Source organism: Brevundimonas sp. NPDC055812, assembly GCF_053616535.1.
Map to the genome: position 1 here is coordinate 324752 of NZ_JBSHDX010000002.1, position 25174 is coordinate 349925.

Here is a 25174-nt window from a genome sequence, read left to right on the forward strand (position 1 = left end):
TTCGGCTGAACCCCGGATCTCCGGCGGTTTGTGAGGATAATTCGCCACACTTCCCCTGGGTCAATGCACCTTAGCCATATCACGGACTCGCGAACGCCATTGCCGCGACTCTTGCGCTTGCCTATACGGCCCTTGCGCCGCAGGGGGGCGCGATAGAGAACGAGTGTGAGTGCGATGACCGCATTGGCCTCTGTAATGTCCGGGGACTCGGCTGTGTATCGGCCGACCGACGACGAACCGTTCATGAACGAGCGGCAGGTCGCCTATTTCAAGAGCAAGCTTCTGAGCTGGAAGGACGACATTCTTCGCGAGTCGAAGGGCACCGTCACCAATCTGAAGGCAGAGACTGAGAACCACCCCGATCTGGTGGATCGGGCCTCTTCCGAGTCCGATCGTGCGCTTGAGCTTCGGACCCGTGATCGTCAGCGCAAGCTGATTTCCAAGATCGACGAAGCCCTGCGTCGGATCGAGGACGGGTCCTACGGTTACTGCGAAGACACCGGCGAGCCGATCGGCCTGGGTCGTCTTGAAGCCCGCCCGACGGCGACGCTGTCGGTGGAAGCTCAGGAACGGCACGAACGCCGCGAGCGCGTTCACCGCGACGACTGACGCTTCCCTCGCGTCGATTAAGGGCGGTTCGGCTTGACTTGAGAGGGCGGCGGCGCGACCAAGCCGCCTTCCTATCGAGGTCGTTGATCCCCCATGTCCGTCAAGGTTCGTTTCGCTCCGTCTCCCACGGGTAAGCTGCACGTCGGCAATGTCCGCACGGCTCTGGTGAACTGGCTGTTCGCCAAGGGGCAGGGCGGTTCGTTCGTGCTGCGGATCGACGACACCGACCTGGTCCGCTCGACTCAAGAGTCGGAAGACAACATCGAGATCGACCTGAAATGGCTCGGCCTGACCTGGGACGAACGCTACAACCAGTCCAAGCGGTTCGATCGCTATGAAGAGGCCGCCGCTCGGCTGAAGGCCGATGGTCGCCTCTACCCCTGCTACGAAACGGCCGACGAACTGGACCGCCGCCGCAAGGTGCAGCTGTCGCGCGGCCTGCCGCCCATTTATGACCGCGCCGCCCTGTCGCTGACCGAGGCCGAAAAGGCCGCGCTGGAGGCGGAGGGCCGCCGTCCGCACTGGCGCTTCAAGCTGGAAGGCAAGCGCGTCGCCTGGGAAGACCTGGCGCGCGGTCACGCCGAGGTGGACACCGCCTCCATGTCCGATCCGGTGCTGATCCGCGAGGACGGGCTGTTCCTCTATACGCTGCCGTCGGTCGTCGACGACATCGACATGGAGATCACCCACATCATCCGGGGCGAGGACCACGTCACCAACACCGGCGCCCAGATCGAGATCTTCGAGGCGCTGGGGGCCAAGGTTCCAGGGTTCGCTCACATGCCGCTGCTGGTCGGCGCCGACGGCACGGCCCTGTCCAAGCGTCTGGGCTCGCTGGCCATCATGGACATGCGCGCCGACGGCTATGAGCCGATCGCCATCACCAGCCATCTGGGCAAGATCGGCACCTCGGACAATCTGGAGGTTGCGGCCTCGCTTGCAGATCTGGGCGCCGCCTTCGCCTTCTCCAAGATGGGCCGCTCGCCCGCGCGTTACGACACCGCTGATCTGGACCGTCTGAATGCTCAGGCTGTGCACGCCATCGATTACGCCGGGGCCAGGCCGCGCCTGGAAGTTCTAGGCGTCGATCTGGGCGAAGCCTTCTGGAACACGGTGAAGGGCAATCTCAGCAAGTTCGGCGATGTCGTTGAAATGGCGAAGATCGTCACGGGGCCGGTGACGCCGGTGATCGAAGACGCCGCCTTCGCCGCCGCCGCCCTGGAGTTGCTGCCCGAAACCATCGACGCTGAGGCCTGGTCAGCCTGGACCTCGGCGGTGAAGGACAAGACCGGCGCCAAGGGCAAGGGTCTGTTCATGCCGCTGCGTCTGATCCTGACGGGGCAGGCGCATGGGCCGGACATGGCGGCCATGATCCCCCTGATCGGCCGCGAGCGCATGGTTCAACGGCTGAAGGGCGGAACCGCCTGACGGTTGGGGCGCCGGATACAAGAAAGACCGCCTTCGTCGTGAAGGCGGCCTTTTTCGTTGTGGACCGTGATCGGGATCAGCCCGCGTTGCAGGAGGCGACCTCTTCTGCGCTCAGAGCCTGGCCCTTGTAGGAGAAGCTGGTCACGGGGCCCAGCTTGGCCACCACGCGGCGGCAGGCGCGGGTCGCGGGCTGATTGGAGCCGCCGGTGGCGGTGCAGGCGTCGCCTTCGCAGCGCCAGGTGGCGCCGTCGACGATCACGCGGCCGGTCGGGGCCTGGGCGGCGTCAGCCAGGGTGGCGCTGGTGGCCGGGGCCTGGGCGAAGGCGGGGGCGGCCGCGAACAGGGCGACGGCGGCGAGAAGAGCACGCATGAACAGTCTCCGATAAGGGTAGGGCGCACGCCCAGCATCGCCATAGTCCGTTTTTTAAAGAAACTGTCAATCCAGCTTCCCGCTCGACGGATCGGCGTTACTGACGCACGTTTACTTACCGATGATCATGTTGCAAGTGCGGCGTGTCCTGAGCTGATTTCATGGCCTCGATCGCGGCCTCGACAGAATCGACGCTGACATAGGCCTCCAGGAAGCCCGACGGGGTCATGCCCTTCTCGACGGTGTGTTCGATCAGGGTGAAGAATCCGTCCCAGAAGCCGTCCAGATTCAAGAAGATGACAGGCTTGGCATGCAGGTCCAGCCGCTTCCACGACAGCAATTCCACGACTTCTTCCAGCGTGCCGACGCCGCCGGGTGCGACCACGAAGACGTCGGACTCGTCGTACATGAGCTGCTTGCGCTCGTGCATGGACGTGACGACGATCGTCTCCACGTCGTCGAACAGCCGTTCGCGGCTGCGCAGAAAGGCCGGCATGATGCCCACCACGCGGCCGCCCGCTTCATGGGCCGCCCTGGCGGACGCGCCCATCAGACCCACGCCGCCGCCGCCATAGACGAAGCGCCAGCCCGCCTCGGCTACGGCCTTCCCGAACGCCGCCGCCGCCTGGATGTAGCGGGGATCAGTTCCATCGGACGAGCCGCAGAACAGGCAGACGGACCGGCCCTCGAATGGGGCGATATTGACGGAGGGCAGGGACATGGGACCTTTGACGACCTCTGGCGGCAGGTGGAAGGACAGACGGACAAACCGGGCAGGCCGGGCCGAAGGGGCTGGGCCGGGCGGACGTAGCCGTCTATCTGGACTAACAGCCTTATAGCGATGCGGGACAGGATGGAACGAAGGATCGGCCTGCTGGCGAGTTTGAGCCTTGTGCTGGCGACGGCGCTGTCGGCCTGCGGTTCGCCCAAACCTGAAGCGGAGGCGGACCCGGCCGAAGCGCAGGAAGACGACTGGATGACGACGCCCCGCATCTTCAGCGTTTCCACTCAAGGGGACGGCGGCGTCCTAGTGCGCGGCGCGGCGGCGCCGCGCGCGCGCGTCATTCTCAGCGGGGCGGACGGACCGGCCGTGGCGGCGGGCGCGGACGCCCAGGGCCGGTTCGAGCTCCATGTCGGCGCCGCAGCGACAGGCCAGGTTCTGACCCCGGAGATTCAGATCGGCCAGACGGCGACGCCTGGGCCTCAGCGACTGCTCGTGGTGGGGGAGGGAAGGCAGGCGGCCGCGCTGCTGACGGATGGCGGCCCCAGCCTGCGTCTGACGCCGGGGCCGGCCTTGGACGCCCTGGATGGCGACGGTCGAGGTCTGATCGCCTCCGGCCGCGCAGATCCAGGCCAGAAGATTGTCGTGCGCGCCGGCGGGATGTCAGCCCAGGCGGTGGCGGATTCGCGCGGGCGCTGGGTCGCGCCTGTAGCGACGGCCAGCGATCGTGCAGGCGATATCGAGGTCGATGGAACGGTCTTTCACTACCCTGGGCCAGGCGCGCCCGCCGCCCACGCCGAACGGGCGGGCGAGGGCTGGCGAATTACGCGGGGGCTGTCTGGTTCCGCCTATCAGACGACCTGGTTGCCAGACTGAAAACAGCGTTAATGGCTCATTAACCAAACCGGTTGATCAAGGGCCTGTCTTCTTTCTTCGAGGACACCCACCATCACCAAATGACTTCAAAAGCCCGATGCCTCGCGTCGGGCTTTCTTTTCTCTGGTCAGGCGCGGGGATGCATGGCGAGGAAGGCTGGCAGCAGGCTGGCCACGACCCTGCGGCTGGCGTCGTCCGATTGGCCCAGCATCCCGCGCAGAGGGGCGCCGATCAGCGCGTCCCCGAAGGCGCCGAGCGCAATGAAGAGGACGGCCGAGCCGATAGTCTCGTCGGTCTGATCGCCGCCTAGGCCGAGTTTCTCCTGAATGGCGACGACCAGATTCTGAACGGCTTCGCGCACCGGTTCGAGGTGCGACAGGTCGCCGGACAGGGCGATCCAGGCCGCTAGTCGCCCGGCGCCGCCGGTCGAGAAGGCGTCAAAGACGGCGTTGATCAATTCCAACGGCGCGCCTTCGTCCGTCCTCAAACGGGCCACTGCGGCGTCCAGAGCGTCGCTGAGATCGGCCACCATCGATCCCATTAGCGCCGACTGCAGTCCTGCGGCCGAGCCGAAATGGTGAATCAGGTTCGCATGGGTGACGCCGATCTCGCCGGCCACGGCGGCCAGGGTGACGGCGTTGGGACCCCCTGAGAGTAGGAGGTCGCGCGCCGAGGCCAGGGCCTCGCGACGGGCTTCTTCAGGCGAACGGCGCCGGCGGCGCGGCTTGTCGGCAATTTTAATTGACATCGTTGTAAATGACATCCATGTAGGTAATGTGTCTTACGAGCCGTCCAAGGAGACTGCAAGCCATGGCCGCGACCGCGCTGGATCATAGTGGGGCCATAACGGGATTTCGCGAAGCCTCGCGCACGCTGAGCCGTCGGGTTCAGCCGGTCCGGGCTGCGCGCGCCATGAGCAGGCTGGTTGCGGACAAGGACGACACCGAACAGGTGTTCGAGATCATGAACGCCTTGGCGGGGCGTTCCGTCGACTGGGGCTACGCTAAGCTGATGAGCAGTCCCGAAGGCGGGGTTCAGGCCTATCGCCGCCTGGAGCTGGCAGACCGGTTGCAGGATCGGGAGTGGCTGAAAACCATGCCGGAAGGCAGCGTCGGCGCGGCCTATCTGGACTTCATCGTCGCACAGGACTTCTCCGCCTACGGACTGGCTGACGAAAGCCGCAAGGTGGCGGACAGCGAGATCGAGGCGGCGCATCCGCGCGCCTGGTATGCGCGCCGCCTGCGCGACGTGCATGATATCTGGCACGTGTTGACCGGCTATCATACCGACGCCTTGGGCGAAGCCTGCGTGGTGGCCTTCTCTCTGCCGCAGACGCGCAGTTCAGGGTTTGGCCTGATCGCGGCGGCGATTGCGGTGCAGTTCGCACGCGCGCGCACCGGCTATCCGTGTGCCAGAGCGGTGTTCCAGGCGTGGCGCGACGGTCGTCGGGCGGCCTGGCTTCCGGGCCAGGATTACGAGGCCTTGCTGGCGGAGCCTCTGGATCAGGCCCGGCGTCGTCTGCGCATTCCACGGCCCGAAATCTATGAGCGCGTGCCGGCGGAAGTCCGCAACGCCTATCGCGGCGGCAAGGGCTGAGGCGAGGGGCTGAGGGAGCGCGGACGGGGGCGGCCGCGTTCCTTCTTTCATGAATGAACTGATGAGCGGCCGTGCGACTGCGCCCGTCGCCGGGGAGGAACAGCGTTGATGTGGGTTTGGATTGCGGCGGGGGCTGTTCTCGCCGTCCTGTTGGTCATGCTGACGGTCGCGCCGGTCCGTCGCGCCATGCTGTCACGCCCGGCGATGGACGCTTTCCGTCGCATCATGCCGCGTATGAGCGCCACCGAGCAGGCGGCGATCGAGTCCGGCAACGTCTGGTGGGACGCGGAAATCTTCTCCGGTCGACCGGACTGGAAACGCCTGCTGGCGACACCCGCGCCGCGGTTGACGGACGAGGAGCAGGCCTTCCTCGACGTTGAGACGGAAAAGCTGTGCGACCTGTCCAATGACTGGGACAGCACGGCGGTGTGGCAGGACCTGCCGCCTGACGCCTGGGCCTATGCGCGGGACAAGGGCTTTCTGGGCATGATCATTCCCAAGGTCTACGGGGGCCTTGGCTTCTCGGCCTACGCGCACAGCCAGGTGATCCAGAAGCTGTCGACGCGTTGCTCGGCGGCGGCGGTGTCTGTGATGGTGCCCAACTCCCTGGGGCCGGCTGAACTGCTGCTGCACTACGGCACGGAAGAACAAAAGAACCACTATCTGCCGCGTCTGGCGCGCGGTGACGAGATTCCGTGCTTCGCCCTGACCAACCCGTTCGCAGGCTCCGACGCCGCGTCGATCACCGACACGGGCGTGGTCTGCAAGGCCATGTGGGAAGGACGCGAGACCCTGGGTTTCCGCATCACCTGGCGAAAACGCTACATCACCCTGGCCCCCATCGCGACGGTGATCGGCCTGGCTTTCCGCGCGGTCGATCCGGACGGGCTGCTGGGCGAAGGCGAAGAGCCGGGGATCACCTGCGTCCTGATCCCGCGCGAGCATCAGGGGGTGCGGATCGGGCGTCGGCACTGGCCGCTCAACGCCGTCTTCCAGAACGGGCCGATCGAGGGCGACGACGTCTTCGTGCCGATGGAGATGGTCATCGGCGGGCGCGAGCAGATCGGAAACGGCTGGCGGATGCTGATGGAGTGTCTGGCGGCCGGTCGAGCCATCTCCCTGCCGTCCTCCAACGTGGGGATGTCCAAGCTGGCTGTCGGCATGGTCGGGGCCTATGTCGCCATCCGGCGTCAATTCAACCAGCCGATCGGCGCCTTCGAGGGCGTGCAGGAGGCTTTGGCCCGGATGGCGGGGCATCTCTACGCCACGGATTCCGTGCGGCGGCTGGCGGCGGCGGCGCTGGAGCAGGGCGAGAAGCCTTCGGTCGTCTCGGCCATCGCCAAATATCATGTGACCGAACGCGCCCGCATCATCGTCAATGACGGCATGGACGTGATCGGCGGCAAGGGCGTCTGCATGGGTCCCGGCAACTTCCTGGCCCGCGCCTATCAGCAGATCCCTGTCGCCATCACGGTCGAGGGCGCCAACATCATGACGCGCACCCTGATCATCTATGGCCAGGGCGCGATCCGCTGCCATCCCTATGTCCTGCCGCTGATGCGCACGGCCGAGGCGCAGGAGCTGAAAGCCTTCGATCGCGCCCTGTTCGGCTATGTCGGTTTCGTCCTGGGCAATATGGCGCGGGCGGTCGGCTTCGGCCTCACCGGCGGCGCGCTGATTTCGGCGCCACGCGACGCGGCGCCCGAACTGCGGCGCTACTATAAGCTGGCGACGCGGCTTTCGACCCTGTTGGCCCTGGCGTCGGATATTTCCATGGCCACGGTGGGCGGCGCCTTGAAGCGCAAGGGCGCCCTGACCGGGCGGCTGGGCGATATCCTGTCCCAGCTCTTCATCCTGTCGGCGACGCTGAAGCGGTTTGAGGACGAGGGGCGTCCGGCCGAAGACCTGCCCTTCGTGCATTGGGCGGCGCAGGATGCGCTGAACCGCGCGGCCACGGCGTGGCGGGACGTGCTGGCCAACCACCCCAGCCGGGGCGCGGCCCTTTTCCTGAAACTGACGGGGACGCCGTTCGGGCTCAAGGCGCCGACGCCCGGCGACGCCTGCGCCGGTCAGGTCGCCGGCCTGGTCCAGCGTCACGGTCCGGCGCGGGATCGGCTGGTCGCCGGATCGTGGAGCGCCAGCCTGGACGTGGATCCCATCGCCGCCGTTCTGGTCGCGTTCGATCTGTATCCTCAGGTGGAAGCCGTCGAGGCGCGGCTGAAACCGGCGATCAAGGCCGGACGTCTGCCGCGTGCGCCGCAGGACCTGACCCAACTGACCGCCTGGGCGAGCGAGGCCAAGGCTCAGGGCCTGGTCGACGCCGAGGAGAGGGCTCTGATCGCGCGTTACGCCGAGGTCGCGATACAGGCGATCCAGGTGGACGACTTTCCGCAGGATTTCGGCCTGGCTGAGGGGTTGGCGCGGCGCCAGGCGGCGTCGGCGGGCAAGGGAAGCAAGGCGGCCTGATGTCGGACCGTTATCTGAACTTCGCCAACAGCGGCGTGGGCGGCTGGCTGGCTGGAACGCTGGGTTTGCCGCGCCCGTTGCCGTTGCGTCGTCGCGCCGAGGCGGGCGCGGCGCCGGTGGGGCCGTTGCTGCTGGGTGGAAGCGCGCGCCTCTCGCCGCTGTTGCATGGCCTGGCCGAGCGTTGGGGCGTCGAGCTCCATTCGAAGGCGCAGGACGGCGCGCGTTACGGGGGGCTGATCTTCGACGCCTCTGACATCGCCGATGTCGCGAGCGCGACGGGCCTCTATCGCTACTTCCACGAGACGGTGCGTCGGCTTGATCCTCATGGGCGCATGCTGGTGATCGGCCGACCGCCCGAAGACACGGCGACCGTCGAGGGCGAGGCGCTGCAGCGCGGACTGGAAGGCTTCGTCCGTTCTCTGGCCAAGGAGGCGCGCGAGGGCGGAACGGCGCAACTGTTGCGGGTCGCGGCGGGCGCGGAAGAGGCGGCGGCGTCCAGCCTGGCCTTCTTCCTGTCGCCGCGCTCTGCCTATGTCTCGGGGCAGGTGGTGACGATCAGCGGAACGGCTGCGCCTGCCTCGACTGAGCCGAGGCGCGCCCTGATCACCGGCGCATCGCGCGGCATCGGCGAAGCGATGGCGCGGCTGTTCGCGGCCGAAGGCTATGCGGTGACGGCGCTCGATGCGCCGGGGGCGGAGACGGACCTGCGCGTGCTGGCCGACCAGATCGGCGCCGAGGCGCTGAGCCTCGACATCACTGCGGCTGATGCGGCGGAACGACTGGTCAGCGCGGCGCGGGCGGCGGGCGGATACGACGCGGTGGTCCACAACGCCGGGATCACGCGCGACCGGACCCTGGCCCGGATGTCGGCCACCGAATGGGATAGCGTCATGGCGGTCAATCTGGGCGCGCCGCTGGCCCTGACGCGCGCGCTGCTGGAGGCGGGGCTGATCCGGTCGAACGGACGGATCGTCGCGGTGTCCTCGCTCAGCGGCATCGCGGGCAACAAGGGACAGGCCAACTACGCCCTGTCCAAGGCCGGCTGGATCGGGGCGGTGCGGCGATTGGCGGCCGAGGCGGGCGACGGGATCACGGTCAATGCGGTCGCGCCGGGCTTCATCGAGACGCGCATGACGGCCGCCATCCCCTTCGCGATCCGCGAGGCGGGACGGCGGATGAACAGTCTGGGGCAGGGCGGCCAGCCGATCGACATCGCTGAGACCGCCCTGTGGCTGGCCGAGCCGGATAACGGCGGGGTGAACGGGGCCGTCGTGCGCGTTTGCGGCCAGAGCCTTCTGGGGGCGTGACGAATGCGAGGCGCTGAGGCGGCGACGCCGATCACAATGCTGCAACTGGCGGGCGGCGCGGCGCGGGGGCTGTTGCGTGGTGAAGCTAGGGCGCGGGATCTTCCGAGCGTGGTGCTCGAGGCCGACGCCGTTTGGTTGAAGGCCGAGGCGATCGCCGATTACAGCCGGCTGTGCGGTTTTCAGGCGGGGCAGGGCGTGCCGCTGACCTGGCCGCATATCCTGGCCTTTCCGATGCATCTGCGTCTGATGATGCGGCCGGATTTCCCCTTTCCCCTGGCGGGCCTGGTTCATCTGCACAACCGCATCCGCCAGCACGCGCGCCTGACGTCGGGGGAGGCGCTGAGCCTGAGCACGCGCTTCGGGGATCTGATGACGCATGACCGAGGCCAGGCCTTCGGCATACTCACCGCCGCGCGCCGCGACGGCGTGATCGTGTGGGAGAGCGAGAGCGTCTATCTGAAACGCGGCGATCGCGGGCTTGGCCGCCCGGCTCCTGAGATGGAGCGGGCGCCCGGTATGACTCGCGACCAGGTCTGGTCGCTTTCTGCTGAGCTGGGGCGCCGCTATGGCCGCGTGTCGGGCGACGCCAACCCCATCCACACCTCGGCCCTGGGCGCGCGGTTGTTCGGCTTTCCGCGCGCGATCGTCCACGGGATGTGGACCAAGGCGCGGGCGTTGGCCGCCCTGACGCCGCCGGGCGGGTGGGAGGCGGCCGAAATCGAGGTCTCCTTCCGCGCGCCTCTGTTTCTGCCCGGCGAGGCGGCGCTGTTCATGGCTCCGAAGCATCGCGATTTCGAGGTGCGCGATCCTGCGGGCGAGCGCGTTCACTTGCGAGGACATCTGAGCGTCCCCCCTCCATCGGAGATCATCGTCTGATGCTTACCCTGTCCGCGCCGCGTCGGGTCGCCATCGTCGGCGCCAACCGCATTCCCTTCGCCCGGTCGAACACGGCCTACGCCGAGGCGTCGAACCAGGAGATGCTGACAGCCGCCCTGCAGGGGCTGATCGACCGCTTCGACCTGCATGGGCTGCGACTGGGGGAGGTGGCGGCGGGAGCCGTCCTGAAGCTCTCGCGCGACATCGCCCTGACGCGCGAAAGCGTCCTGGGCACCACTCTGGGCCGGGATACGCCGGCTTATGACGTCCAGCAGGCTTGCGGCACGGGACTGGAGGCGGCCATTCTGGTCGCCAACAAGATCGCCCTGGGCCAGATCGAGGTCGGGATCGCCGGCGGGGTGGACACCACCTCGGATGCGCCGATCACCCTGAATGAAGGTTTCCGCCGCGCCCTGCTGGCGGCCAATCGCCAGAAGTCGACGCTGGGGCGGCTCAAGGCCCTGTCACGAGCGGGCCTGACCGCGCCCTTCCGGCCTGAACCGCCGCGCAACGCCGAGCCGCGCACCGGCCTGTCGATGGGCGAGCATTGCGAACTGATGGCCAAGCATTGGGCCATTCCGCGCGATGAGCAGGACGCCCTGGCGATCCGCAGCCATCGCAATATGGCGGCGGCCTATGAGGCGGGGCTGTTCGACGAGATGATCACCCCCTTCAACGGGTTGAAGCGCGACAACAATCTGCGGCCCGATATCGATCCGGCCAAGGTCGCGGCGATGAGGCCGGTGTTCGATCGCGAGAACGGCACGCTGACGGCGGCCAACTCCACTCCGCTGACGGACGGCGCCTCGACGGTGCTGTTGGCCAGCGAGGAATGGGCGAAGGGGCGGGGACTGCCGATCCTGGCCTGGATGAGGGCGGGAGAGACGGCGGCCGTGGACTTCGTCAGCGGCGAGGAAGGTCTGCTGATGGCGCCCGCCTACGCCGTGCCGCGAATGCTGGCCAAGCTGGGGCTGACGCTTCAGGACTTCGACTTCTACGAAATCCACGAGGCCTTCGCCGCCCAGGTGCTGTGTACGCTCAACGCCTGGGAAAGCGACGACTATGCGCGCACCCGGCTGGGGCTGGATCGGGCGCCCGGCGCCATCGACCGGGAGCGGCTGAACATCCACGGCTCGTCCCTGGCGGCGGGGCATCCGTTCGCGGCGACGGGCGGGCGCATCCTGGGCAATCTGGCGCATATGCTGAACCGGGCCGGCAAGGGACGCGGCCTGATCTCCATCTGCGCCGCCGGGGGGCAGGGCGTCGTCGCCGTGATCGAGAAATGAGCGCGACGCTGCATGTGACGAAGACCGAGGCCGATCACCTGTGGGCCGAGCGCTTCTGGACACGCGCCTATCGTTCCGACGTGCCGGCGACGATCGACAACGACTTGGTGCAATGGGCTTCGGTCGGCGACCTGTTCGCGGCGGACGCCCGCAAATATGCGGAACGCGTCGGATTCGTCAGCATGGGCTCGGGCGTGACCTATGGCCGGGCGCTGTCGGACGCGCGGGCGTTCGCCGCCTGGCTGCAGGCCCAAGGCGTGCGGCCGGGCGATCGCGTGGCGCTGATGATGCCGAACTGCCTGCAGTATCCGGTGGCGCTGTTCGGCGTGCTGTTCGCCGGGGCGGTGGTGGTCAACGTCAACCCGCTCTACACGCCGCGCGAGCTGCAGCATCAACTCAAGGACAGCGGCGCGGTCGCCATTGTCGTGATGGAGATGTTCGCCGCTGCCCTGGAACAGGCGATCGAGGGCACGGATGTCCGTCACGTCGTCGTCACCGCCATGGGCGACATGATGGGGCCGGTGAAGGGGACGGCGATCACCGCCCTGCTGCGCCATGTCGAAAAGCTGGTGCCGAAGTGGCGCATCCCGCAGGCTGAACGCTGGCCCGCCGTGATGCGTCGGGCGCGGCGACTGTCGCTGAAGCCGGTCGAGACGAAGGCGGAAGACCTCGCCTTCCTGCAATATACGGGCGGCACTTCCGGCGTGGCCAAGGGGGCCATGCTGACCCATCGGAACATCATCGCCAATGTGCTGCAGGGGCGCGCCTGGATCATGGCCCAGATCCCGCAGGATCAGGTGGTGGGCAACGTCACCATGCTGCCTCTCTACCATATCTTCTCCCTGACGGCGAACCTGCTGATGTTCGTGGGGGTGGGTGGGCGCAACATCCTGATCGCCAATCCGCGCGACGCGAAGCGGGTGGAGTGGGTGCTGAGAAAAGAGCGGTTCGCGGCCTTCACCGGGCTGAACACCCTGTTCGCCGGCCTGCTGAAGAATGAGGCCTTCCGCGATCGCGACTTCACCGATCTGCGCCTGACCGTGGCCGGGGGCATGGCGACCCAGGCGTCGGTGGCCGAGGCCTGGCAGACCGTGACCGGCGCACCGCTGATTGAAGGCTATGGTCTGACCGAAACCTCGCCGGTGGTCTGCATCGGCTATGTGGATATCGAGCGGCCCGAGACGATGGGCTTCGACGGTACAGTCGGACTGCCGGTGCCCTCGACCGAGGTGCGGATGCGGCGCGATGACGGAAGTTGGTGCGGGATCGACGAACCAGGCGAACTGTGCGTGCGCGGCCCTCAGGTCATGCGCGGCTATTGGAACCGGCCAGAGGAAACGGCCAAGGTCCTGTCGTCCGACGGCTGGCTGGCGACGGGCGACGTGGGCGTGATGCAGGCGGACGGTCGGGTGCGGCTGGTCGACCGGATCAAGGACATGATCCTGGTCTCCGGCTTCAACGTCTATCCGAACGAGATCGAGGATGTGGTGGCGGCCCACCCCTTGGTGGACGAGGTGGCGGCTGTCGGAGTCCCCGACCCAGTGCAGGGCGAGCGGATCAAGGTGGTCATCGTGCCGCGCTCGTCCGAGCTGACAGAGGCGATGATCGTCGCCCACTGCCGTGAGCGGCTGACCGCCTACAAGGTGCCGCGCATCATCGTCTTCCGCGACGAGCCCCTGCCCAAGACCAATGTGGGCAAGGTGCTGCGCCGCGACCTGCGTGACTAGGCCATGCCGGGCTTTCTGCGCGTGATCAGGAAGCCGAAGCCCGCCGCCAGCGGGAACATCAGCACGCCATAGACGGCGCCGGGCAGGGTCATCTCGGGACTGTTCAACACCGACTGGGCGATGACGATGGCCAGGGTGGCGTTATGCAGCCCGACCTCAAAGGCGCTGGCGACGGCCTGCGGGCGCTCGATCCTGAGCAGGCGCGGCACGCCGTAGCCGACGCCCAGGCTGAGCAGGCAGAAGGCGACAGTCACGCCGGCAAGTCCGCCGATCTGGCTCATCAGGACGTGGAAGCTGGAGGCGGCGGCGCCGAGGATCACCAGCACGAGGATCAGAATGGAGGCGATGCGCACCGGCTTGTCCATGGCGGCCGCGAAGGCGGGCCGCCATCCGCGCACCAGCATCCCCAGCGCCACCGGAGCCAGCACGATCATGAAGACCTCGATCGTCTTCCTGAACTGCAGGCCGACATGCAGGTCGCCCGGCTGAAAGAAGGCGATCGCCAGATTGACCACGACCGGCAAGGTCACGACGGCGATGACGGAGTTGATGGCCGTCAGGCTGATGTTCAGCGCCACATCACCCCGGAACAAGTGGCTGTAGAGATTGGCGGTCGTCCCGCCGGGGGAGGCGGCCAGCAGCATCATGCCGACCGCCAGAACGGGCGGCAGGCGGAACAGCAGCACCAGCCCGAAGCAAATGGCCGGAAGCAACAGCAACTGGCAGGCCAGGGCCACGCCCGCCGCCTTGGGCCGCTGGGCCACGCGGGCGAAGTCTGCGGGCGTCAGTCCGAGGCCCAGGCCGAACATGATGATGCCCAGCGCGACGGGCAGGCCGATGGTGGCCATTGCGGAATCCATGCGTCGTTTCTCCCCGTGCGCCAGATGGAGGCGCGATTGTCCCTCTTAGGCCTGGCCCGCCAGCGCGCGCCCCGCCGCCCGTCCCGAGAAGATGCATCCGCCCAGGAAGGTGCCCTCCAGCGCATTGTAACCATGCAATCCGCCGCCGCCGAAGCCCGCAGCTTCGCCTGCGGCGTAGAGTCCCTCCAGCGGCGTTCCGTCCGGGGTCAGCACGCGGCTGGACAGATCCGTCTGCAGTCCGCCCAGAGACTTGCGCGTCAGGACGTGCAGCTTGACCCCGATGAGAGGCCCGGCCGTCGGGTCCAGCACCCTGTGCGGCGCCGAGGTGCGCGCCCAGCGGTCGCCGCGATAGCGTCGGCTGTTGTGAATGCCCTGAACTTGCGCGTCCTTGGCGTAGGGATTGGCCATCTGGGCGTCGCGGTCCTCGATCTGGGCGCGGATCAGGGCGGCGTCCAGCAGCGGTCTGTCGGTCAGGCCGTTCATCCTGCCGACCAGGGTCTCCAAGTCGTCGGCGACCACGAAGTCGTCTCCCTTGTCGCGGAAGGCGGCGACTTCTCGAGGCGCGGCCTTGCCCAGGCGCGAACGCAAGACGCCCAGAAGGTTGCGGTTGGTGATGTCCTGGTTCTGCTCCGAGCCCGACAGGGCGAACTCCTTGGCCAGCATGGTCTCGGTGACGATGAACCAGGAGTGGTCGTGCTCGATCAGGTCGGGCGTCGTGCGCAGATGTTTCAGCGTGGCGATGGTGTCGTAGCCGGGCAGGGCCGGGAAGGGCAGGCGCCGCCCCAGGGCGTCGAACCACAGCGGCGACGGTCCCGGCAGGATGCGGATCGCATGGTCGGGCCAGATCGGCGCCCAGTTCTGCACGCCCTCCACATAGTGCCACATGCGGTCCCGGTTCACGAGGCGCGCGCCGGCCCCGGCGGCGATGTCCAGCATTCGTCCGTCCACGTGGGCGGGCACGCCGGTGATCATGGTCTTCGGCGGCGCGCCCAGCCGTTCGGGCCAATAGCGGCGGACCATCTCATGGTTGCCGCCGATGCCGCCGGTCGCCAGGATCACTGCGTCGGCCTTCAGGGTGAAGTCGCCGATGACCTGGCGATTGGAGGGGGCGCCTCGCGGCGCGTCGTCGGGCGCCAGCACGGCGCCTGCAACGCCGGTCACCCGCCCGCCTTCGACCAGAATCTGATCGACTCTATGCCGGTGGTGAAAGGTCAGCCGCCCGGTTCTCGCTGCTTCTCTGGCTCGGTGCGCAAACGGCTCCGACACGCCCGTTCCCGTGCCCCAGGCGACATGAAAGCGAGGAACCGAATTGCCGTGGCCGAACGCCTTGCCGGCGCCTCTCTCCGCCCAGCCCACCATGGGCGTCAGCTTGATGTCATGCTGACGCAGCCAGTCGCGTTTTTCACCGGCGGCGAACTCAACATAGGCGCGGCCCCAGCGCATCGCCCATTCGTCTTCGGCCAAGGGGCCGTCCAGCCGATCCCAGCCCGCGCTGCCCCGCCAATCCCGCCAGGCAAGGTCGAAACTGTCGTGCACGCCCAGGCGTCGTTGCTCGGGCGAGTTCACCAGGAACAGGCCCCCGAACGACCAGAACGCCTGACCGCCAAGATTGCTCGCGTTTTCCTGGTCCACCAGCAGAACGCGACGACCTGCCCTTGTCAGTTCGTGCGCCGCAACCAGGCCTGCGAGCCCGCCTCCAACGACAATGACGTCCCCGTCCATCATGTCCTCCTAAAAAAGCGAATGCAGCATGATTTCACTAACAGCTATGTAAATACAAGTGCGGCGTTCGCATTCGTTCAAACAAATCCGAGACATCGGATGGGCGTGGGTGGGCGGAAACAACGAGTGCGCTGCGGGAGAAGATGAAAAGCTTCCGTAAGGTCACAAGACATCTATGTAAGTAGGCTGTTGACATGCGTATGAATAGGTGGATCGATAGCGTCAGCTTTCGGCGCATCCGCCTCGTCGTCAGCTCAACACAAAGGCGGGAGGAAGCATTCGGTCCAGCTGGGGAGCAGGGCCGTGCAGGGGAGGGTTTTCATGGCTTCAGCGGCCTGTAATCGCGCGCGTCTGGCTGTCACCGCGTCGGCTTTCGCTCTAGTTGTCGCGGCTGGCCCTGCGCTGGCTCAGGATGCAGCGCCTTCCCAGGACGCAACGTCGGTCGGCGACATCATCGTTACCGCCCAGAAGCGTGAACAATCCATTCAGGATGTGCCGATCGCGGTCTCGGCTTTCTCAGCCGAAAATCTGGACGCCATGAAGATTGAAGGCGGTTCCGAACTCATGCGGGCCGTTCCTAATGTCAGCTTCTCCAAGAACAATTTTTCCATGTACAATTTCGCGATTCGCGGGATTGGCACCAAGGCCGTTTCGGCTGCATCTGATCCGGCGGTGGCCGTTAGCTTCAATAACAGCCCCCTGATCCGCAACCGGTTATTTGAGCAGGAATACCTGGATGTGAACCGGGTCGAGGTTCTGCGAGGACCCCAGGGCACGCTGTACGGTCGAAATGCCACTGCAGGCGTGGTCAATATGATTCCTAACCTGCCGAGTCCTGACTTTGAGGCGATGCTCAAGGCGGAAGGCGGAAACTATGGGTCACTCCGTGGTCAGGGGATGATCAACCTGCCTCTGGGTGAACAATTCGCTGTCCGTGTGGCGGGGGGACTTACTCAGCGAGATGGCTTCGACTACAATAGTTTCAACGATACCAATATTAACGGCCGTGATCTGTGGTCTACACGGCTATCGGCGGCTTGGACGCCGAGCGATCGATTCAGAGCCAATCTGATCTGGGAACACTTCAACGAAGACGATGATCGCTCGCGCACGGGCAAGCAACTGTGCGCTAATGATCCTGGGCCAGAGACGGTCGGCGACGCTATCGATTTCAATGATGCAGCCCGAAGCCATCTAAGCCAGGGCTGCCGCGCTGTAAGCTTGTATGACGATGCATCATATGGGACGCCTAACGGTGGGGCGGCGGCTATTGTCTTCATTTCAGGCGTGGGGGCGGGGTTCGACGAATTTGGAAACGTTATCCCGGCTACCAATGTAACGCTCGACCAGATGAATCCCTACTTTGGAGTGACGCAGTCACGCGATATGCGTGATGTGGCGACTTACTTCGACCCAACCTATCGAGCGAAAAACGATGTTGTCCAACTAAACTTAGAGTACGATCTGACTAATAACCTCAAGTTCATATCGCAGACGGCTTATTCAAAAGATGATTTTAGATCTACTCAAGATTATAATAGATATGTTTCAAATGTTATATTCAATAATATTGACGGAGCCTATAATTATATAGGAGAAAAGATTCCACAAACTGCGATTGTTAATGGATATTATAGCGACCCCCAGCTCGGTTCTTCTAATAGAATGGTTTCGCTGGATCTAAGTCAATCTAATAACGAGCAATGGTATCAGGAGTTTCGTATTCAGTCTAATTTTAGCGGAGGCTTTAACTTTAATGTTGGTGCAAATTATTTAGACTTTAAAACTCAAGATGACTATTATGTGTTTAATAACCTCTTCAGCTTTGTATCTGAGTATTTTTACAATAATGGATCACCATCTCCGGGTAGTCCGACTTTAACGACTACAGCGTGTGACGAGACGGCGATCAAGGAGTGTATCTATGTCGATCCAACATCGCTTGATAATCTTGAAGGAGATGGACATAACTATTTCCGAAGCAAGAATGTCGTGCATACGCGGTCGTGGGCTCTGTTTGGCGAAGGGTACTGGAATTTAAGCCCTGAGGTTCGTTTGACGATCGGGCTACGCTACACAAATGATGAAAAGGTATCGACTCCTTATCCTAGTCAGCTGCTGCTAGGGGCCGAGCCGGATGGAAGTTGGGGCGCTTCAACTGGCGGATCAATCAGTCGCGGCTATCGTGCGATGGACGATATAAAGCAAAATTGGGATGCTGTTACTGGTCGTTTGGTGGTGGATTGGCGGCCGCGTGAAGACACGCTTGTCTATGCTTCCTACTCACGGGGCTACAAGGGAGGGGGAGCTAATCCTCCTCGGGCGGATATCAACTCGGAAGTCGTTCAGTATCAGAGTCTGGCGGAAACGTTTGATCCTGAATACGTCGATGCTTTCGAGATCGGGACAAAGAATAGCTTTTATGATGGGCGCGTTCGCTTGAATGCGACGGCCTTCTATTATGACTACACGGACTACCAAGTGTCCCAGATTGTCGATCGAATTTCTCTGAATGAGAATTTCGACGCGAAATCAATGGGACTAGAATTGGAGGCGGTGTTTCGTCCCATCCCCGATTTCCGTATTGATGCAAACTTGGGCTTCCTGAAAACGAAGATCGGCGATGGCGAGGGCTCCATCGATGTCATGAACCGCACGCAGGGCAACTCTGACTGGATGGTTGTTCGGCCTTGGCTGCAGGTTCCGTCCAACTGCGTCGCTCCGACCAAGCACGTGGAGACGATCCTTCAAAGTCCGCTTGCTGCTGACTTCGGGGTCGTGGCGCTTTCGGCTCTGTGTTCGGGGTCTCAGCGTTGGGGCACGTTTGATCCGAACTTCGACAGCATTCTGCCATTTTGGGCCTTTTTTGGCTTCACTTACGATCCAATGACTGAGGCGCCCAATTTGGGGCGCGGCTTTACCGCGGACCTGTCAGGAAATGAACTGCCTAACGCACCGCGCATGACAGCGAACATCGGCGCTCAGTATACGTTCCATATCAGGGACTGGGATTTGACTGTTCGTGGCGACTACTATCGCCAATCATCAAGCTATTTCCGTGTATACAACACGGATTACGACCGATTGAAGGGCTGGGACAACGCCAACCTGACCATCACTATGGAGAACATGGGCGAGAACCTTGTTGTTCAAGCTTATGTGAAAAATCTGTTCGATAAGGCTCCGATTGTCGATGCCTTCACGAACAGCGACGATTCCCTGCTGACGACGAATGTATTTACTCTCGATCCCCGCATTATTGGGGTCAGTCTTTCTAAGCGCTTCTGACTGTCTGCTGATTTGCAGTCGCCTGGAAAAGGCGACTGCTTTTTAGGTCTGCCCGCATGTCGCGCGTGGATCGGTTAAGCTATGGGTCATGATAACCGATTGATTTTAAGCATCTTTTTATATTGACAGTTCTGATAGTTTTGGTGATGGTTAGGCGTCAACCATCTAGGGTTGTGAAAAAGGGAGGAAGTGAAATGTTCAAAAGCTCAATCACTGCCGCTGTCGCCGTTTGTGTTCTGAGTGTCGCCGGGAACGCTGCCGCTCAATCCGCTTGGTCCCCGCAAGGCGCGACGGTTAACGTCACGCAAGCTGGCAGCACCGCCACTCTGTACAATACTGTGACGCTGAACTGTAAGCCGGCTTCAAACACTGCATTTCAGTTCGGCACGCCGGCTGCTGGCTCTCCGCAGAATAAGTTTACCGTGACCAGCACTGCGAATCCGTTCGTGGGCAACGGCGGCCTGACCGACTCGCTGCTCTGCCCTACCATCGTCCTCTACAACCAGCCTTGGACGGGTACGGTCGTGTCTGGCGGGCCGAGTGTTTGGACTGTGGCTCTGGCCAACGTCCGAGCCAAAACCACGACGGGCACCTTCTGCGAAGGGACCCTCACCGGCACCTTGACCGAGAAGCGGGACTTCTCCGTTTCCGGCACCTTGGGAGCTTGCCAAGTAACCTTGAACTTCAAGCTTGCTCAGGATGTCGACATTACGCCTTAAGCTGATGGGTGCGCCGATGTTTTTCGGCCTCTGATGTCGCAGGTCGGGCTTATCGCCCGGCCTGCGATATTTGCGTTAGCCATATTTTGAGTGTGATCCATGTTGCGTGTTGAGGGCGTCAGCAAGACCTATGACCGTGGATTAATCGTTCTTGAGGATGTTCGGCTTCACCTTGCATCCGGTGAATTCGCCGCGCTTGTCGGACCTTCTGGATCCGGCAAGAGTACTCTGCTGAATCTGATTGGTCTATTGGATCGTCCGGATAGAGGTGAGATTATCCTGGACGGTGTCCCGGTCTCTAATTTATCTCGCGTAGAGGCTGCCCGAGTTCGCAATTATCTGATTGGCTTTGTCTTTCAGTCGTTTCACCTTCTGTCTCGACTGACGGCGTGGGAGAATGTGGCCCTGCCGCTACTTCATCGCGGCGTCGGCGGCGCCGAACGCAAGGCGCGAGCTTTAGCCATGTTGGAGCGTGTCGGTTTATCTGATCGCGTCTTTCATCGCCCTGACCAGATGTCTGGCGGCCAACGTCAGCGAACAGCCATCGCCCGTGCGCTGGTTGGCGAGCCGCGCCTGATTTTGGCTGATGAACCAACGGGAAACCTGGACAGCACGACAGGCTCGCAGGTCATTGAGCTTTTGCGCTCATTCAATCGTGATTTCGGCGTCACCGTTTTGATGATCACTCATGATCGGGACATGGCGATGCTATGCGATAGGGTAATCGAGATTTGCGATGGGCGGTTGCTGCCGCAAGGGGATGCGGGTTGAGGCGCGGGCGCGCAGATCTGACGAAACTTGCGCTTGAGGCGGTGGCCAATTTGCGTGGCCAGGGGCGGCGCTCGGTCCTGGCTCTGCTTGGGATAGTTATTGGCTCTGCCGCCATCGTCGCGCTGATGAACATCGCCTACATCGCCCAGATCGAAGCGATGAAGAGCTTTCGGCAGACGGGTGTAGACATTCTAGCGGTGCAAGCGGAAGGGGCCGCGGGCCTCGATCCAGCTAGAATAGATGCTGTGGTGAAGATGGATACGGCGGCGTTATCAGCGGCGCCGCTTGCCACAGCCATGCTGGAGGCGGGCGCCAATGGAAAGACAAGCAACGTTACTGTGGCCGGCGTCACTCCTGCGATCAGCACATTGGCTGGCTTGTCGACGTCTAGCGGAAGACTGCTGCGGGAGCTTGATGATTGTAGCCAGGTCGCCGTCCTAGGGCCGAAAGCAGCATTGAATCTTTCTTCCCCTGGGGCGGCGATGATGCCGGGAAGCTTAATCCGTATCGGCAGCTACGCCTTTACCGTCGTTGGGGTTCTGACTCAGACCCCGCCTCAGGCGCTTAGCCCCGTTCAATATGATAATGCTGTTCTTATTCCTTTGACTTGTGCACGTCGCGTGATGGCAAGTGATACGGCTACCGGAGCCCTGATACGCCTCCAGCCTGAAGCCGATACCGAGGCAGCGGTCATCCGGTATACGGCCGCATTATCGACGCCTCAGGCGCCTGTGCGGGTTCAGGACGCCCGATCGATGATCCAGGCGATGAAGAAACAAATGGCCATGCTGGGCGGAGTCCTGGTGGCGATCGGCTCCATTTCTCTGCTGGTCGGCGGGGTTGGGGTCATGAACGTCATGTTGATGACGGTGATGGAGCGGCGGCGCGAAATCGGCCTGCGGGCCGCCATCGGCGCGACGCCCGGCGACATCCGCATGATGTTCTTGATCGAGGCGGTCGTCCTGGCTCTGGGAGGCGGCGTGCTGGGCGATGTGTTGGGCGTGGGGCTGACGTGGTTGGCGACGCTGTTCCTGCCTTTTGAATTTGCGGTGAACTGGGGCGTCATGATTCTGGGGGCGGGGGTCGCAGCGAGTGTGGGATTGGTGTTCGGTCTCTATCCCGCCATTGCGGCATCGCGGATTCTGCCGATTGAGGCTCTGCGTGGGGACTAGAGTTTTCGTAAACTTGGGCGTGTCGAGCCTCGTGGCGATGACCGCGGTGGACGCGCGCGCCCAGGCGACGCCCGGTCCGATTTCACCCGTGGTCTTGCCGTCCGCCCCGCCTATTCCGGCGGGAGCGCCGCTGGAGTTGACGCTGGATGAAGCCGTCGCCCTGGCCCTGCGTTATAATCGCGGAATCCGATCGGCCTATCTGCAGCGGGTGGTTCAGCGTTTCGATCTGCGCGTGGCCGAGCGCGCCTTCGTCCCTCAAGGCGGGATCGGCATTGAGGTCGTGCAGCGACGTCAGGATGGCGAGACCGACGGCGACATCGTCATCAGCCCCTCAGCATCCTGGCGTACGCCGTTGGGAGGGACGGTGAACTTCGTATGGGCTCGGGCAGACCCTTTGACCGGCGAGGGGGCTGAGTATGAAACGGCGGGAGTAAGTCTGAGTCAGCCCTTGCTGCGCGGCGCCGGGTTGGCGGTCAACATGGCCCCGGTCCGCATTGCTCGTCTCCAGGAAGAGATCAACCGGCTGCAGCTGGAGGCGACAGTCGCCGGGACGGTCAGCGCCGTCATCACATCCTATCGCGCCTTGATCCAGGCTCAGGAGCAGGTGCGCCTGGCCGAAGAAGCTCTGGCGCGGACCCGGATACTGCTCGAAACGAACCAGGCGCTTATCGCGGCAGGGCGTATGGCGGCTTCCGACATCGTTCAGACAGAGTCCGGCGTAGCCAACCAGGAAGTGGCCGTGTTGCAGGCGCGCCAGCAGGTGGTTTCGGCCCAACTGGGACTTCTGCAATTGCTGGCCCTGGCCTCCCGCACCAATGTCGTGGCGGTCGATCCCGTTGCGGCGGCCCGTGTTGAGGTGGATCTGGACAGCGCGATGGCGACGGCCTTTTCGTCGCGTATCGATCTTCTGGCCCAGCGCACGTCTCTGGAACAGATGCGTCAATCGCTCATTGTCGCGCGTAATCAGCGGCTTTGGGACGTGTCGCTGGAAGCCTCGGCCACGCGTGATGACGGCCCCAGGTTCCTTGATCGCTTTAATGAAACCGATACGAGGGTCGGACTGCGGCTGAATATTCCGATCGGTGATCTATCAAGGCGCCAAAGCTGGCTGGCGGCGGACACCAATATGCAGACGGCTGAACTGGCCTTCGAGGAAATGAAGCAGTCGGTGGAAAGCCAGGTGCTGGACGCGGTTCAGTCGGTTGAGGCCAGTTGGCTTCAGGTGGAGGCGGCGCGGCGGGCTCGCGCCTTGTCGGAGCAGGCTCTTGAGATCGGACAGGAACGCTTGCGTTTCGGCAGGGCCTCGAACTTTGAGGTCCTGTCTCTGCAGGCCGACCTGCGCGCCGCCGATGCTCAGCAGTTGTCGGCCAACATCGCGTACCTCAATGCGCTGACGGCGCTGGATCAGCAAATCGGGAGCACGCTTGAGACATGGCGCATTTCCTTGAACGACTGAAATCTCGCAAAGTGCAGGGCGCCCTGGCTGTTGTGGCGGTTCTGACCGCTGGAGCCGCGTTCGGCTTGACGCGCGGCGGGGCGGACCAGGGCGCGATGGAGGAGCAGCGCGCCACGATGACACGCGCGCCTTTTATTGTTTCCGTCAACTTTTCAGGCCGGGTGACGCCTGGCGAGCGTATTGATCTGAGCGCTCCGTTCGACGCCCGGGTGACCCGCGTCCTGTTTGAATATGGCGATCAGATCGATGCCGGGCAGCGCTTGCTGGAACTTGACGCCGCGGATGTCCTGCGGAGTCGGGCGGAAGCGGAATCCGCCTGGCTGAAGGCGGACGCCGAGGCTGACCGAATGGCCGGTTGGGAAGGAGGCGTAGAAGTGCGTCGCGCGACCCGGGCGATCGCTGCAGCTGAAGCTGACCTGAGCGACCTTGAGGCGAAAATCGCGGAAACCCAGGCCTTGCTCGAGCGAGGGCTTGTGCCCCGAAGCGAGCATGAGGGGCTTCTACAGCAACGGCGTCAGCGCGAAGCCGCGCTTGTTTCGGCGCGCGAAGATCTCGCTGAAACGCTCAGGCGAGCCGGCGCTGGAGAAAAGCGTCTTGCATCGCTGCAACGCGCTGTCGCTGCGGCGCAGTATGATGCGGTGCGAGACGGGGGCGACGGCGTCATCATCGCGCCGCAGGGCGGCGTGATCGTCCGGCCGGAGTCGCAAGGCGAAAGCGCCGACAAGGTCGTGCGGACCGGAGGGCGTGTCGCCAAAGGGCAATCCTTAGCGGTGATCGCCAGCACAGCTGCGCTTGACGTGGTTTTCACGCTCGACGAGCTGGACCTCAACGCCATTCAACCCGGACAGAAGGCCGTCGTCACCGGGCCCGGCTTCGGGGGACAGACCTTGACGGGAGTCGTCACAGGCGTCGCGGGCGAGGCCAGTACGGACGCTGGCGCGAACAAGGCCGTGTTTGAGGCGCGCGTGAGGCTGGATCCCCTGTCGCCCGAAGCCGCGCGGGCTGTGCGGATCGGCATGACCGCCAACATCTCGATCGTGGCCTATGAAAATCCGAGCGCCCTGGTTGCGCCCCCTGAAGCGGTCCAGGGGGCGGCGCCCAACGCCTTCGTCATGGTTCGGGCGCGCGGCGCCGAGCCCGTCCGGCGCGATATTGTCGTGGGCCAGGTCGGTCCGATGGGCGTCGAGGTGCTGTCGGGACTCAAGGCGGGCGACGTCGTCGTTTGGACGCCGCCGCCGCAGTCCTTGCAGCCTTAACGCAGAGGTTGGCCTGTGCGCAGGCGGGCGATGATGGCTTCGAGCTGGGCTCGCGGCATTCCGCCCGGGATCAGATAGCCGTTGATGATGAAGGCGGGTGTGCCTTGCAGACCCATGGCCATGGCTTCCTGCATATTGAGCATCAGCACGTCGTCGATCTCGGCGCGGTGCGTCTCCAGATCCTGGTCTAACCGCGCCAGATCAACCCCGGCTCCTTGAAGCAGGCGGCGTATCTCATCGTCGGTGACCCGCGAGGGATGCTTCATGAACGCGGCGTGGACCGCGTGATACTTGCCTTGATAACCGGCGGCCAGGGCGGATCGGGCGGCGTTTTCCGATACGGCGCCGAAGATGGCCCAGTCCTTATAGAGAACCCGGAGCTTGGGATCCGCCTTTAGAACTTCGTCGATTTCGACGTACATCTTCTTGCAGTAGGGGCAGTTGTAGTCGACGTACCCGATGATGGTGACGTCAGCGTTCTCGGCGCCTAGGAACGGCGTGGCCGGATTGTGCAATAGATCGTCGAAGCCTGTCCTGGCGATGGGCGGCATGTCCTGAGCGACCGCTGTCCCGGCGGCGCCGTTGTCGGCATCGGCGGGGCTGCAGGCGGCCAGCGCCGCCGCGGCAGCAGCGAGGGCGGGGACGAATTTGCGGATCATGGGACTTCC

Annotated in this window: 21 protein-coding genes; 15 read left to right on the forward strand and 6 right to left on the reverse strand. The window is 64.0% G+C overall.

Going from position 1 to position 25174, the window contains the following annotated elements:
* Positions 1–195: 195 nt before the first annotated feature.
* Together dksA and gltX are read left to right on the forward strand one after the other, a co-directional pair.
* On the forward strand, positions 196–609 hold the full coding sequence (gene dksA / locus ACWGL1_RS04580; RefSeq protein ID WP_291782169.1) for an RNA polymerase-binding protein DksA: 414 nt from the start codon (positions 196–198) through the stop codon (positions 607–609).
* Between the two features lie 93 nt (positions 610–702).
* Positions 703–2037 (forward strand): glutamate--tRNA ligase, encoded by a 1335-nt coding sequence (gene gltX, locus ACWGL1_RS04585; protein WP_452111315.1) that lies wholly within the window; start codon positions 703–705, stop codon positions 2035–2037.
* Positions 2038–2113: 76 nt separating this feature from the next.
* Here gltX and ACWGL1_RS04590 read toward each other — a convergent pair whose 3' ends face one another.
* Together ACWGL1_RS04590 and ACWGL1_RS04595 are read right to left on the reverse strand one after the other, a co-directional pair.
* Positions 2114–2407 carry a CC_3452 family protein gene (locus tag ACWGL1_RS04590; RefSeq protein ID WP_452111316.1) on the reverse strand — a complete coding sequence of 98 codons (294 nt, stop codon included), beginning with the start codon at positions 2405–2407 and terminating at the stop codon, positions 2114–2116.
* 115 nt (positions 2408–2522) lie between these two features.
* Positions 2523–3128 (reverse strand): LOG family protein, encoded by a 606-nt coding sequence (locus tag ACWGL1_RS04595; RefSeq protein WP_452111317.1) that lies wholly within the window; start codon positions 3126–3128, stop codon positions 2523–2525.
* 132 nt (positions 3129–3260) lie between these two features.
* Between ACWGL1_RS04595 and ACWGL1_RS04600 the strand changes: the two genes are divergently transcribed.
* On the forward strand, positions 3261–4004 hold the full coding sequence (locus tag ACWGL1_RS04600) for a hypothetical protein (protein ID WP_291782157.1): 744 nt from the start codon (positions 3261–3263) through the stop codon (positions 4002–4004).
* A 127-nt stretch (positions 4005–4131) separates the two neighbouring features.
* Here ACWGL1_RS04600 and ACWGL1_RS04605 read toward each other — a convergent pair whose 3' ends face one another.
* A complete protein-coding gene (locus ACWGL1_RS04605; protein ID WP_291782154.1) occupies positions 4132–4752 on the reverse strand; it encodes a TetR/AcrR family transcriptional regulator in 621 nt (206 codons plus the stop codon).
* Positions 4753–4814: 62 nt separating this feature from the next.
* On the opposite strand from ACWGL1_RS04605, the gene ACWGL1_RS04610 reads away from it, so the two are divergent.
* From ACWGL1_RS04610 to ACWGL1_RS04635, 6 genes are all read left to right on the forward strand, one after another.
* Positions 4815–5600 (forward strand): Coq4 family protein, encoded by a 786-nt coding sequence (locus ACWGL1_RS04610; protein WP_291782152.1) that lies wholly within the window; start codon positions 4815–4817, stop codon positions 5598–5600.
* Between the two features lie 108 nt (positions 5601–5708).
* Positions 5709–8066: an acyl-CoA dehydrogenase gene (locus ACWGL1_RS04615; protein WP_452111318.1), complete on the forward strand. Its 2358-nt coding sequence runs from the start codon at positions 5709–5711 to the stop codon at positions 8064–8066.
* Positions 8066–9373, forward strand: coding sequence for a 3-oxoacyl-ACP reductase (locus ACWGL1_RS04620; protein WP_452111319.1), 1308 nt, complete (start codon positions 8066–8068; stop codon positions 9371–9373). The genes ACWGL1_RS04615 and ACWGL1_RS04620 overlap by 1 nt, the downstream gene beginning before the upstream one ends.
* A gap of 3 nt (positions 9374–9376) precedes the next feature.
* Positions 9377–10249 (forward strand): MaoC family dehydratase, encoded by an 873-nt coding sequence (locus tag ACWGL1_RS04625; protein WP_452111320.1) that lies wholly within the window; start codon positions 9377–9379, stop codon positions 10247–10249.
* The gene (locus tag ACWGL1_RS04630) at positions 10249–11535 is read left to right on the forward strand and encodes an acetyl-CoA C-acetyltransferase (protein ID WP_452111321.1); all 1287 of its coding nucleotides are present in this window, start codon (positions 10249–10251) and stop codon (positions 11533–11535) included. The genes ACWGL1_RS04625 and ACWGL1_RS04630 overlap by 1 nt, the downstream gene beginning before the upstream one ends.
* A complete protein-coding gene (locus tag ACWGL1_RS04635; protein ID WP_452111322.1) occupies positions 11532–13262 on the forward strand; it encodes an AMP-binding protein in 1731 nt (576 codons plus the stop codon). The genes ACWGL1_RS04630 and ACWGL1_RS04635 overlap by 4 nt, the downstream gene beginning before the upstream one ends.
* Here ACWGL1_RS04635 and ACWGL1_RS04640 read toward each other — a convergent pair.
* A complete protein-coding gene (locus ACWGL1_RS04640) occupies positions 13259–14122 on the reverse strand; it encodes a bile acid:sodium symporter family protein (protein WP_291782133.1) in 864 nt (287 codons plus the stop codon). The genes ACWGL1_RS04635 and ACWGL1_RS04640 overlap by 4 nt on opposite strands.
* Before the next feature lie 45 nt (positions 14123–14167).
* Positions 14168–15847 carry an FAD-binding dehydrogenase gene (locus ACWGL1_RS04645; protein WP_452111323.1) on the reverse strand — a complete coding sequence of 560 codons (1680 nt, stop codon included), beginning with the start codon at positions 15845–15847 and terminating at the stop codon, positions 14168–14170.
* 318 nt (positions 15848–16165) lie between these two features.
* Between ACWGL1_RS04645 and ACWGL1_RS04650 the strand changes: the two genes are divergently transcribed.
* From ACWGL1_RS04650 to ACWGL1_RS04675, 6 genes are all read left to right on the forward strand, one after another.
* Positions 16166–19132, forward strand: a complete 2967-nt coding sequence (locus ACWGL1_RS04650; protein ID WP_452111324.1) for a TonB-dependent receptor — start codon at positions 16166–16168, stop codon at positions 19130–19132.
* Positions 19133–19326: 194 nt separating this feature from the next.
* Entirely contained in the window at positions 19327–19851 is a 525-nt protein-coding gene (locus ACWGL1_RS04655) for a hypothetical protein (RefSeq protein WP_291782125.1), read from the forward strand.
* A gap of 99 nt (positions 19852–19950) precedes the next feature.
* Complete coding sequence (locus ACWGL1_RS04660; protein WP_291782122.1) at positions 19951–20622, forward strand: ABC transporter ATP-binding protein; 672 nt, start codon at positions 19951–19953, stop codon at positions 20620–20622.
* 41 nt (positions 20623–20663) lie between these two features.
* Positions 20664–21794, forward strand: a complete 1131-nt coding sequence (locus ACWGL1_RS04665) for an ABC transporter permease (protein ID WP_452111405.1) — start codon at positions 20664–20666, stop codon at positions 21792–21794.
* A gap of 37 nt (positions 21795–21831) precedes the next feature.
* On the forward strand, positions 21832–23250 hold the full coding sequence (locus tag ACWGL1_RS04670) for a TolC family protein (RefSeq protein WP_452111406.1): 1419 nt from the start codon (positions 21832–21834) through the stop codon (positions 23248–23250).
* A complete protein-coding gene (locus ACWGL1_RS04675; protein WP_452111325.1) occupies positions 23226–24506 on the forward strand; it encodes an efflux RND transporter periplasmic adaptor subunit in 1281 nt (426 codons plus the stop codon). Before ACWGL1_RS04670 ends, ACWGL1_RS04675 begins: the two co-directional genes overlap by 25 nt.
* Here the strand turns inward: ACWGL1_RS04675 and ACWGL1_RS04680 are convergent.
* Positions 24503–25165, reverse strand: a complete 663-nt coding sequence (locus ACWGL1_RS04680; RefSeq protein ID WP_452111326.1) for a DsbA family protein — start codon at positions 25163–25165, stop codon at positions 24503–24505. The genes ACWGL1_RS04675 and ACWGL1_RS04680 overlap by 4 nt on opposite strands.
* Positions 25166–25174: the final 9 nt, after the last annotated feature.

Coding starts and splice junctions, on each gene's coding strand:
- dksA (WP_291782169.1), top strand. CDS start 196: ATGTCCGGGGACTCGGCTGTGTATCGGCCGACCGACGACGAACCGTTC.
- gltX (WP_452111315.1), top strand. CDS start 703: ATGTCCGTCAAGGTTCGTTTCGCTCCGTCTCCCACGGGTAAGCTGCAC.
- ACWGL1_RS04590 (WP_452111316.1), bottom strand. CDS start 2,407: ATGCGTGCTCTTCTCGCCGCCGTCGCCCTGTTCGCGGCCGCCCCCGCC.
- ACWGL1_RS04595 (WP_452111317.1), bottom strand. CDS start 3,128: ATGTCCCTGCCCTCCGTCAATATCGCCCCATTCGAGGGCCGGTCCGTC.
- ACWGL1_RS04600 (WP_291782157.1), top strand. CDS start 3,261: ATGGAACGAAGGATCGGCCTGCTGGCGAGTTTGAGCCTTGTGCTGGCG.
- ACWGL1_RS04605 (WP_291782154.1), bottom strand. CDS start 4,752: ATGTCAATTAAAATTGCCGACAAGCCGCGCCGCCGGCGCCGTTCGCCT.
- ACWGL1_RS04610 (WP_291782152.1), top strand. CDS start 4,815: ATGGCCGCGACCGCGCTGGATCATAGTGGGGCCATAACGGGATTTCGC.
- ACWGL1_RS04615 (WP_452111318.1), top strand. CDS start 5,709: ATGTGGGTTTGGATTGCGGCGGGGGCTGTTCTCGCCGTCCTGTTGGTC.
- ACWGL1_RS04620 (WP_452111319.1), top strand. CDS start 8,066: ATGTCGGACCGTTATCTGAACTTCGCCAACAGCGGCGTGGGCGGCTGG.
- ACWGL1_RS04625 (WP_452111320.1), top strand. CDS start 9,377: ATGCGAGGCGCTGAGGCGGCGACGCCGATCACAATGCTGCAACTGGCG.
- ACWGL1_RS04630 (WP_452111321.1), top strand. CDS start 10,249: ATGCTTACCCTGTCCGCGCCGCGTCGGGTCGCCATCGTCGGCGCCAAC.
- ACWGL1_RS04635 (WP_452111322.1), top strand. CDS start 11,532: ATGAGCGCGACGCTGCATGTGACGAAGACCGAGGCCGATCACCTGTGG.
- ACWGL1_RS04640 (WP_291782133.1), bottom strand. CDS start 14,122: ATGGATTCCGCAATGGCCACCATCGGCCTGCCCGTCGCGCTGGGCATC.
- ACWGL1_RS04645 (WP_452111323.1), bottom strand. CDS start 15,847: ATGATGGACGGGGACGTCATTGTCGTTGGAGGCGGGCTCGCAGGCCTG.
- ACWGL1_RS04650 (WP_452111324.1), top strand. CDS start 16,166: ATGGCTTCAGCGGCCTGTAATCGCGCGCGTCTGGCTGTCACCGCGTCG.
- ACWGL1_RS04655 (WP_291782125.1), top strand. CDS start 19,327: ATGTTCAAAAGCTCAATCACTGCCGCTGTCGCCGTTTGTGTTCTGAGT.
- ACWGL1_RS04660 (WP_291782122.1), top strand. CDS start 19,951: ATGTTGCGTGTTGAGGGCGTCAGCAAGACCTATGACCGTGGATTAATC.
- ACWGL1_RS04670 (WP_452111406.1), top strand. CDS start 21,832: ATGACCGCGGTGGACGCGCGCGCCCAGGCGACGCCCGGTCCGATTTCA.
- ACWGL1_RS04675 (WP_452111325.1), top strand. CDS start 23,226: ATGGCGCATTTCCTTGAACGACTGAAATCTCGCAAAGTGCAGGGCGCC.
- ACWGL1_RS04680 (WP_452111326.1), bottom strand. CDS start 25,165: ATGATCCGCAAATTCGTCCCCGCCCTCGCTGCTGCCGCGGCGGCGCTG.